Source organism: Methylobacterium gossipiicola (genome assembly GCF_900113485.1).
Taxonomy (GTDB): Bacteria; Pseudomonadota; Alphaproteobacteria; order Rhizobiales; family Beijerinckiaceae; genus Methylobacterium; species Methylobacterium gossipiicola.
The window spans coordinates 1-8,994 of record NZ_FOPM01000048.1; the positions used below are offsets into that span (position 1 = coordinate 1).

The 8,994-nt window shown below is 64.0% G+C and carries 7 protein-coding genes, 1 tRNA gene and 1 pseudogene; 2 read left to right on the forward strand and 7 right to left on the reverse strand.

From position 1 onward, the window contains the following. On the forward strand, nucleotides 1–305 hold a 305-nt coding region (locus BM249_RS20630; RefSeq protein ID WP_143103827.1), incomplete at its 5' end, for an IS3 family transposase. Here the strand turns inward: BM249_RS20630 and BM249_RS20635 are convergent. The 6 genes and pseudogenes from BM249_RS20635 to BM249_RS20660 form a co-directional block, all read right to left on the reverse strand. Continuing rightward, on the reverse strand, nucleotides 297–1,304 hold the full coding sequence (locus tag BM249_RS20635; protein ID WP_143103828.1) for a DUF6538 domain-containing protein: 1,008 nt from the start codon (nucleotides 1,302–1,304) through the stop codon (nucleotides 297–299). The two genes, BM249_RS20630 and BM249_RS20635, sit on opposite strands and share 9 nt — an antisense overlap. A gap of 89 nt (nucleotides 1,305–1,393) precedes the next feature. Further along, a tRNA-Ser gene (locus BM249_RS20640) sits at nucleotides 1,394–1,483 on the reverse strand. A 912-nt stretch (nucleotides 1,484–2,395) separates the two neighbouring features. Beyond that, a pseudogene (locus BM249_RS22250) lies at nucleotides 2,396–2,593 on the reverse strand (IS3 family transposase); the annotation flags it as partial. Between the two features lie 41 nt (nucleotides 2,594–2,634). Continuing rightward, nucleotides 2,635–4,044, reverse strand: a complete 1,410-nt coding sequence (locus tag BM249_RS20650) for a TolC family outer membrane protein (RefSeq protein ID WP_177232478.1) — start codon at nucleotides 4,042–4,044, stop codon at nucleotides 2,635–2,637. A 313-nt stretch (nucleotides 4,045–4,357) separates the two neighbouring features. Beyond that, entirely contained in the window at nucleotides 4,358–5,404 is a 1,047-nt protein-coding gene (locus BM249_RS20655) for an efflux RND transporter periplasmic adaptor subunit (RefSeq protein WP_091975484.1), read from the reverse strand. Further along, on the reverse strand, nucleotides 5,388–7,091 hold the full coding sequence (locus BM249_RS20660) for an ATP-binding cassette domain-containing protein (RefSeq protein ID WP_091975486.1): 1,704 nt from the start codon (nucleotides 7,089–7,091) through the stop codon (nucleotides 5,388–5,390). The genes BM249_RS20655 and BM249_RS20660 overlap by 17 nt, the downstream gene beginning before the upstream one ends. Before the next feature lie 656 nt (nucleotides 7,092–7,747). Between BM249_RS20660 and BM249_RS20665 the strand changes: the two genes are divergently transcribed. Beyond that, entirely contained in the window at nucleotides 7,748–8,698 is a 951-nt protein-coding gene (locus tag BM249_RS20665) for a LysR substrate-binding domain-containing protein (protein ID WP_244528893.1), read from the forward strand. On the opposite strand, the gene BM249_RS20670 is transcribed toward BM249_RS20665, so the two are convergent. Continuing rightward, nucleotides 8,690–8,994: IS3 family transposase (locus BM249_RS20670; protein ID WP_143103827.1), on the reverse strand; the 305-nt coding region annotated here is incomplete at its 5' end. The genes BM249_RS20665 and BM249_RS20670 overlap by 9 nt on opposite strands.

The following is an 8,994-nucleotide window of genomic DNA, read 5'->3' on the forward strand; positions in this document are numbered from 1 at the left end:
CCTTGCTGCATCACTCGGACCAGGGCTCGCAATACACGAGTGAAGCCTTCCAGCGCCTGATGGTCGATCACGGGGTGACCTGCTCGATGAGCCGGTCGGGCAACGTGTGGGACAACGCCGCGATGGAGAGCTTTTTCTCATCGCTGAAGACCGAGCGCACGGCCCGACGGACCTATCGCACGCGGGACGAGGCTCGGGCGGATGTGTTCGACTACATCGAGCGCTTCTACAACCCGGCACGGCGGCACTCGACCTTAGGCTATCTCAGCCCTGTCGAGTTCGAAAACCGTGCCCAGTTAGCTTAGGATGGTGTCCACCAAACCGGCAGCTGGCCAGTTCGCCAGGGCCCAGCCGTAGATGGCTTTGACAGCGTAGAGATCGTTCGAAACGCTCTTCGCCGATCGGTCGACGAGCGAAGCGATTTTCCAGTCCGATGCGTCTGACAACCTGGCGCTCTGGAACGTGACCCCACGCTCCTCCAAGAAGGCGGTCCAGCGGCGGACCTTGCTCGAGAACGTGTAGAAGGTCTTCTCAGTCGGGGTCTGATCCTTCTTCCATCCCTCCAAAATTTGCTCCGGGGTCGGAGCCTCGGCATGTCGCTGCTTCAGCCGAGGCGCCTCCTCGGTGCGGCGGCTTTCACCCGCCGGCAGCACGGGCGTCGGGCGGGTGCTCCCGGATTGCCGATCTTTGATAATCGTCATCACGTCGAGTTCGGCCTCGACGAACGCCAGATTGAGACGCCGATCCGCATGTGATCCGAACGCGATGTTCAGCCCGGCATCGAGGACGGTCATCATTGCATCGAGATCGAAATGCGCGGCTGCGCAGTCGCCGCGCGCGTTGGCGTCGCGTAGCTCGGCCTCCCTCAGGGCTATCTCCCGCCCGAGCGCATCGAACCCTTCACGGCTCAGGGGTTCGTTGCCGCGCCGCCGCGCTTCATCCGCCGCGAGTTTGCGATGGCGGAAGGTGGCGACCAAGCTCTGAATGGTGGACTCGTCGAGCTCCGAAACCGCCGGCTTGGCGCTCAGGATCATGCGGCGCTTCGCCAAGCGGATCAGCGCGTCGGCCTCACCGTCCAGACGGCGCGCACGATCCCGCGCCTCGTCCTCATCTCGCGTGCCGAGGCTGACCCAGAACTCGCGCCCAGCTCGACTTCCTCTGAGCGAGACGGGCGCACGCTCATCGAAGAATTCGGGACCTGCCGTTCCGAGCACGGCCGGCATGTCGGCGCGTAGCGCGTCCGGAATGGTGCGACGGAAATAGAAGATGCCCCGACGCTGGACCAAGCCCACCATCTGCCTCATGACTTCGTAGCACTCCTTCGTAGTAGGAGCGCGCTCAGAAGCCTACGATATCAGAAAGATACCGTTATTGCAGTGGGTTAAGGGGTAACTGGCGGAGAGGGGGGGATTCGAACCCCCGATGCCCTTGCAGGCATGCCGCATTTCGAGTGCGGTGCATTCAACCGCTCTGCCACCTCTCCATCACGGAAACACTTTGTCGACGGCTGTTCTATTGGAACCAACCTAAAGTGTATCCTCCGGACGCGTTCCCGTTGGAGCCGACGTCCGTTGCCGACGCGTATACTCACGGTCAAGATGGATGTCGAGTCCCAATCCACCCCTCTTTCGGTTCGCGCAGAGTTTGCGCGGATTGATCCGTCCCGGGGGCCAGAGGCCGCCCATGTTGAGACGGCGAAGCGAACGCCATCTCGCTTCCTCGAGGTCCGTATCCTCCCGGTGCGGATGGCGCTGGGCCACCAGGGCGTTCATGTCTCTCAATGAGCGGCGATCCCTTTGGCCGCTGTTAGGATTGGCTGCTCGAGCGAGACAGTCCGGTAAGAGATGCAGCAGGCCGATCAGGACACAAGCCGACGGGGCGGTTCGAGCACGACGAGGGTGAGCGGATCAAAGCGCTCGCGCGCGAGAACTGCGAATTGCGATAGGCCGATAAAATCCCTCGGACGGCGTCGCCGTAGTCTGCCATGGTGGAGCTTAACCGCCGACCCACACGATGAGGGCGTTCAGAGATGCTCCTTCGGTTTCACGGATACGGAGGTTAACGCGCGTTCCGCTCGGCTTGCTCGGGCGCGCTGGAACCGGGGGCCGAAGTAAGACGCTGCCGCGTGCAGGGGCCTTCGATGGTGGCGGACAGGTCGCGTCGGGCCTCAATTCCGGGGGGCCATCTCGCCCTTGTCTGCGTCCAACCTCGGGAGTGCGGAGACGCTTGTCCTCGGGGCGTTGTCGTGACAGCACCCTGCTCGCCTCATGGGCGACGTCGTGTCGGCTGCCGCAAGCCGAGTGGCAGGGGAAGCTGCTCCCGAGTTGGTGCCGTTGCGTCGCCGTCATCGAGCCGGTCTGCGTCGGCGCGGTGCGTATGCGGTCGCGTGGACCAACCGACGCCCTGCCAGGGCGCGGATGCCATGCCGCCGCATCAGGCGCTCCACCCGCCCGAGGCAGACCGCTCTTTTCTCCGCGCGCATGGCTGGAAGCATCCGAGGCGAGCCATACCGCCGATGACGTTCGTCATGGATTCGCCGAACGGCGTCGAGGCGCTGCCGTGAAGAACCTCGCCCTGAGGGCGTCCCTGAACGTCGAGGTGAAGGTTGCAGCATCGAACTCTCGGACCATCCACCTAACGCCCGTCCGGTGTGCGTACGCCGAACCAGAGGTCGCGCACCTGAGCGAGGTGGTCCCGCGGGCTGTAGAGCGGTGCCGGCAGAGACGTGACGTGTCGGGTGAGCCGACCCATGGCCTGCACCACGTCATAGGAACTCACCACGCGATTGCGCTGAGCCAGGATGAGATCGACGCGGGCGTTCAGCAATTCCTGCTGCGCATTCAGCACATCGAGGGTGGTGCGCTGACCGACGCGGGCTTCCTCGCGCACCCCCGTCAGCGCCGTCTCGTTGGCCTGAACCTGTTCCTGCGCGGCCAGCACTTGCCCCCGAGCTGCTTCGAGATTGCCCCAAGCCTGTACGATCGAAGCGCGGATCGTGTCTCGATCCCGCTCGACCAGGAAACGCGTCTGACTCACGGTCTCCTTGGCTTGCCGAATGAGCGCATACTCGGCGCCGCCCTGATAGAACGGCATGTTGACCCGCCCAACGATGGAACCGGAGATGCTGCTGTCGCCAGGGGATCGCTGATCGAAGCGTTGCTGAACGGCACTCGAGAGCTGCGCCTGCGGGTAGAGAGCCCCTTCCGCGACCTTCACCTGAAGCTCGGCCGCATCGACGGCATGGCGTGCGGCGAGAATCTGGGGATGCTCCTCCAAACCGATGCGGATCGCCTGATCCAGGGAAGCCGGAACGTGGCGATCGATGGGGCGACCCGGCGCGAGCTGGCGCGGCTCGACGCCGATGACCTGACGGTAGAGGCCGATGGAGGCGCGCAGCTTCGCCTCTCCGACGGCCACCTGCGAGCGGGCGCCGGCAAGACGGGCTTCGGACTGGGCGATGTCGGTACGGGTGACCTCGCCCGCCCTGAAGCGATAGCGGGTCTGGTAGAGTTGTTCCTCCAGCACGGCGACGTTGTTGCGCTGCAACTCCAAGGTCGCCGTGTCCGAAAGCACGCTCATGTAGATCTGAACGGCATTGAACAGCGTCGTGATCTCGGCCCGACGCAGGCTTTCGCGCGTCCCGAACACCGTCGCTTCGGCGGAGCGGACCCGGTTGTCGGTCTGGAACCCATCGAAGAGGGTCTGATTGACCGTGACGCCGGCACCGCTCGGAATCGTGGTTCTGATGCGGTGCCGACCCGCGGTACGCCCATCGAACTGCACAACCCCCATATCGGCCGCGATGGTGGCGGTCGGACGGTATCCGGCCTGGAAACGGTTCACGGTCTCGTCGACCACGCGCAGGTTCGCCCGCGCGGCATTGAGCGCCGGGTTGGCCTGATACGCGCGGGACAAGGCGCCCTCGAGGGTCTCCGACTTGGCGGATCCGACGACCAGGACTCCCGAAATCAGGAGGGAGATCGAGAGAGTGTTGAACGCAGGGAAACGGATCGTCGCGACATGTTCGACGGCGACGCGGCTCATCCTTCGAGATGCGTTGTCGTCCCCGCCAGGGAACCATCCTGGCTTCATCGTCGGCATTCGTGCTTCGACCCCTCATTCATGCACCACAGGTGAGCGATCGCCCCCGGCCGAGACGCGGCGATAGTCTCACGGCGATGACGACGATCCCCGGCAGACAGACCACGATTCCGGAACGGGTGCCGTTTTTTCGAAGAGCGCGTGCAACTGAGAAGGGATAGACGTCGCGAACACTTCAAAAGAAATCTGAGCTCGAACGGACGGTCGATCGTGTTCGGCTGTGTTTCAGGATTTTCATGAACAAAATTTACAACGCTCACGACTTTTTCGCGCTCTTCTCAGTTTGAGCGCTCTGCTGCGACTGACCGAACTCGGGCGGGAAACTGTTGAGCTGCCGCCACAATTCGTAGCCGATCTTGACCGTCTCCATCTGAACCCATCCCTGTACCTTCGCGCCCAGGGGAATGAATTCCGGGTCCGGCCAGGCGCGCGCGTCCGGGTTCGGCTCAACGAGGACGCGGAACAAGCCGGTTTGTTGAGCGGAGGGATCGATGGACCGCACCCGCCCGTCAAACATGCCATGCGCGACGGAGGGCCAACCGCTGAACTGAATGGCCGGCCAGCCTTCGAAGGCGAGACGGACCGGGTAACCGGGTCGGATCAGCGCGACGTCGAGGCCGTTGACCATCAGCTCGGCCACGCGATCGGGCGCATGCGGGGCCAACGTCGCCAGAATGTCGCCGGCATTGACCAAAGTGGACCCGGTCGCGGCGTTGATGTGCAGGATGCGTCCATCCCGTGGTGCGCGGACGAGCTGCGCCGATTGCCGGTTCATCGTTACGTCGAGGCGGGTGAGCTTCGCCTTCGCCTCGGCCAGCCGCGCGCGGCGCTCCGCAACCCGGGTCTGGGCGGCCTCGAAGCTGCGGCGCGAGATATAGCCTTTCTCGACGGCACTTTGCGTTTGACTCACCTCACCTTCGGCGACCTGAAGGGCCTTTTCCGCCGCCTTGATCTCGGCCAACCCATGTTCCCGCTCGGATGCGAGCCGCGTGAGCAGGAGGGGATCGTTGTCGACGAGCTGCACGATCGCGTCGCCCTCGCGCACGGCCTGCCCGTCCTGGACGTGCCAACGCTCGACGCGCCCCTGCACGAAGGCCGTGATCGCCTGGACGCGATCGGCCGGGTTCGGGGCGATCACGCGACCCACGCCGGCCGCCGTCTGAACCCAGGGGACACAGAACAGCAGCGCGAGGGTGAGGCTGATGCCGATGCCCATCATCCAGCCGAGTACGACGGCCGCGCGCGGTGGGTTGATCGACCGCAGGGTGGGGAAATGGTGAAGGTGCTCAGGCCGCGAGAGCATGGTTCGTCCCCTCCCTCTTCATCCGTTCGATCAGTCCATCGATGTCCGCGAAGCGGACCTGCTCGTCGGTGCGCATCAACAGGTAGCCGTCATACGGCAGGGCCCTCGGTCTCCGGGTGAAGTGCAGCACCGTCGTTCCACTCTGGCGGAGGCTCTCGAGGGCAATCTTCAGGCGATCCGGCGGGACCAAGTCGTACAGGGTCGACAACAGGAGAAGCTTCGGCGGGCGGATCAGGACGGCCGCGAGCTTCAGGGCCAGCATCTCGCCGGGCGACAGCGGTGAACCCGACGAGGCCAAAGGCGTATCGAGCTTGGCCGGAAGGCGCGAGACGCGCTCCGACAGCCCCACGAGTTCTAGGCTGTCGAGAAACGCCGATCCCGCCTCGTCCTCCGCGAGGCTGAGATACTCGCGGATGGTTGTCTCGGCGATGGAGAGACGATCCAGAACCTGGATGTCCGCGCGCAACCGATGGATCGCGAAGGCGTCCAGATCGACCCCTCCGATGGTGACGATCCCGTGCCGTGGCCGGGCCCAGCCCTCCAGCAGGGCCGCGACGGCCTGCTCGGCTTCGCCACTGGCCAGCACCGCGAGCTGCTCTCCACTCCCGACGGAGAGTTCGAAGCGATAAGGGCCGGCCTCGACATCCCTCAGGCGCAGGGCGCCGCTGACAGGCCCGACGATCGATCGGTCACCGTCATCGCGCTCCTGTTCGATGTCGTAGAACAGCGACAGTTCGTGCACGGAAGCGACAAGCTCGTAGTAGGTCTCCAGGTATCGGCCGAGCTGCGAGATTCCGTAGAACACCTTCGAGAGCACGAGCTCCGCCGCGACGAGCTGCCCGAGCGACAACTGGTTTCGCAGGATCAGCCATCCCCCCAGGGCGAGGAGGCCGGCGCTGGCCAGGGCGTAGAGCAGGAGGAAGCCGAGCGTCTGAGCGAAGGTATTGCGGAAGTGTCGCTGGTGCGCCCGAACGTAAGCCGAGGTCATGGCCTCGGACCGTTTCATGACGAAATTCAGATGGCGGTCGTTCTTGTAGAAGCCCTTCGAAACGCCGACGCTTTCGAGCCAGCGGGCCGTCTCGTGTTTGGCGTGGCTGACATCCACGGCCGACCGCACGGCCGGTCCGACCCAGAGCGACCAGATCAGAAACAGCAGGGCGATCAGGAGGCCGTTGAAGGCGAGAAAGAACGGATGGTAAAAGCTCGTGAGAACGAGACCGATGGCGGATTGAAGGACAATCGCGAAGCCGCCGGTCAGGAGTGACGGGACCGCCTTCTGCACGGTCACGAGATCGAAGAAGCGGTTGAAGAGATCGGCCCGTCGCGCGTCGTCGAAATGGGGATTTCGGGAATGGACGGCGCGCAGGGTGATCTCGGCGACGATGCGCGCGAAGGCGCGGCGCTGGAACAGCGCCATCACGTAGACCCGCGCCGCGCTGAGACCGGCTGCGATCAAGAGCAGCAGCAGCAGCAGGCCGGACAGGACGAAGAGGGGCGTCGGAAGCGACGTGTTCGCGACGGAGTTAATCAGAAGCTGGACGGAGACCGGTGTCGCGAGGCCAAGGAGCGCCACGGCCAGACCGTAGATGATCGCGATCCAGATGAAACCGGCCTCCGGCTTCAGGATTCGAAGGACCAGCCTCCAGGCCTGCGAGGCCGAAAAGTCATCGTGATTGGCGCTACTCATCGTCGAACCTGCTTTCGTGCTCCCGAATCTACGCACGCGTGAGCTTAGTGCCGGTCAAAGCCTCGACCGTATGAGACGTCGGAACCGGCGACCTCCACGCACGCCCCGGTACGCGATCCGTCAGATCGGCATTGGCCCCGTCGGATGGAGGCCGTTTCGTCCCATCGGCATGCGCGTTCATCGCCGGGCACCGCCCCCGTGTTCGGCCATCGTCGCCGGGCGCGATCGACTCAAGGCAATGACAAGAACTGACGAAACAGGCTTGAAACTGAGCAAGACGTCCATCTCCATCGTCTATCGGACACGATGTGCTTGTCGATCGCGTGTTCGACCAGAAACGACCGGATCAACCCGAGATCAGGTCAGTCCGACACACGAGGCAGAGGTGGACGGAATATCATGTGGCGACAATGCCCAAATCCGGATATGCAACATGAAACATTTTAATGGATTAAGATGGTTCCGTGGTTCGTGACGCATGAAGGGGCCGAAAAACAACCGAGCTTTCTCGAGTTCACGGCGCGTGTTTTGTTTTCAAAGCGAGCCTTTTCAGGTGAAAAATCGCACGGTCAGCCGGCTTGGCAGCGGGTACGCAAGAGGATTGAGCCCTTGAGCTTACAAAGCTCACTCGACATCCTTTTTAGGAGAGCATGACGATGCCGCCGTTGCCGTTCGATCTCGATCTGTTGCGGACCTTCGTGGCGATCATCGACAACGGAAGCTTCACGCGTGCGGCGCGCCGGCTGAATCTCACCCAATCGGCCGTGTCCCTCCAGATCAAGCGGCTCGAGGATGGGCTTGGTCGGCGCCTGTTCGATCGTGCGGATCGCGCCCTTCGCTTGACGCCCGAGGGCGAAATTCTCCTGGGTTGCGCCCGACACATGCTCACGCTCGGGGCTGAGGTGCTGGCGCGCATCGTGAAGCCCGAGATCTCCGGCCCCGTGCGCCTCGGCACACCCGAGGATTTCGCGACCGTCCACCTGTCGGAGATCCTGGCTCGTTTCTCGCGATCCTATCCCGAGGTCGCGTTCGAAGTCTGTTGCGACTTCACGGTTCACCTGCTGGACGACTTTGCCAAGGGCCGCTACGACTTGATCTTGTTCAAGCGCGAGCCGCAGGGTCCGGGCGGTGGCACCGAAGTCTGGCGTGAGGTGCTGGATTGGGTGGCCTCACCCCGCCTGGTCCGTCCGGATCTCAATCCGGTCCCGCTGGTTCTCGCGCCCGCGCCGGACGTCTACCGGAAACGCGCCCTCGCCGCCCTCGACGCGGCGGGACGCCCGTGGCGGATCGTCTATGTCAGTCCCAGCCTGGCTGGTCTGCAGGCGGCCGTCCGGGGAGGGCTCGGCGTCACGGTGCTGCCCACGGAAATGATCCCACCGGGCCTGATCTCGGTCGGCCGCCGCCTGAGCCTTCCGAAACTCTCGGACACCGAGATCGTCCTCTACCGGGCCCCCGGCCCGCTCACGCCGGCGGCCGAGCTTCTCTCCATGGCCATCGTCGGCGCCCTCGAACAGCAAAGCATCGGGACGAGCGAGGCCGACCTGTCCGCTGCCCATAAGACCGCGCCCTGGCCAGCTGCCGGTTTGGTGGACACCATCCTAAGCTAACTGGGCACGGTTTTCGAACTCGACAGGGCTGAGATAGCCTAAGGTCGAGTGCCGCCGTGCCGGGTTGTAGAAGCGCTCGATGTAGTCGAACACATCCGCCCGAGCCTCGTCCCGCGTGCGATAGGTCCGTCGGGCCGTGCGCTCGGTCTTCAGCGATGAGAAAAAGCTCTCCATCGCGGCGTTGTCCCACACGTTGCCCGACCGGCTCATCGAGCAGGTCACCCCGTGATCGACCATCAGGCGCTGGAAGGCTTCACTCGTGTATTGCGAGCCCTGGTCCGAGTGATGCAGCAAGG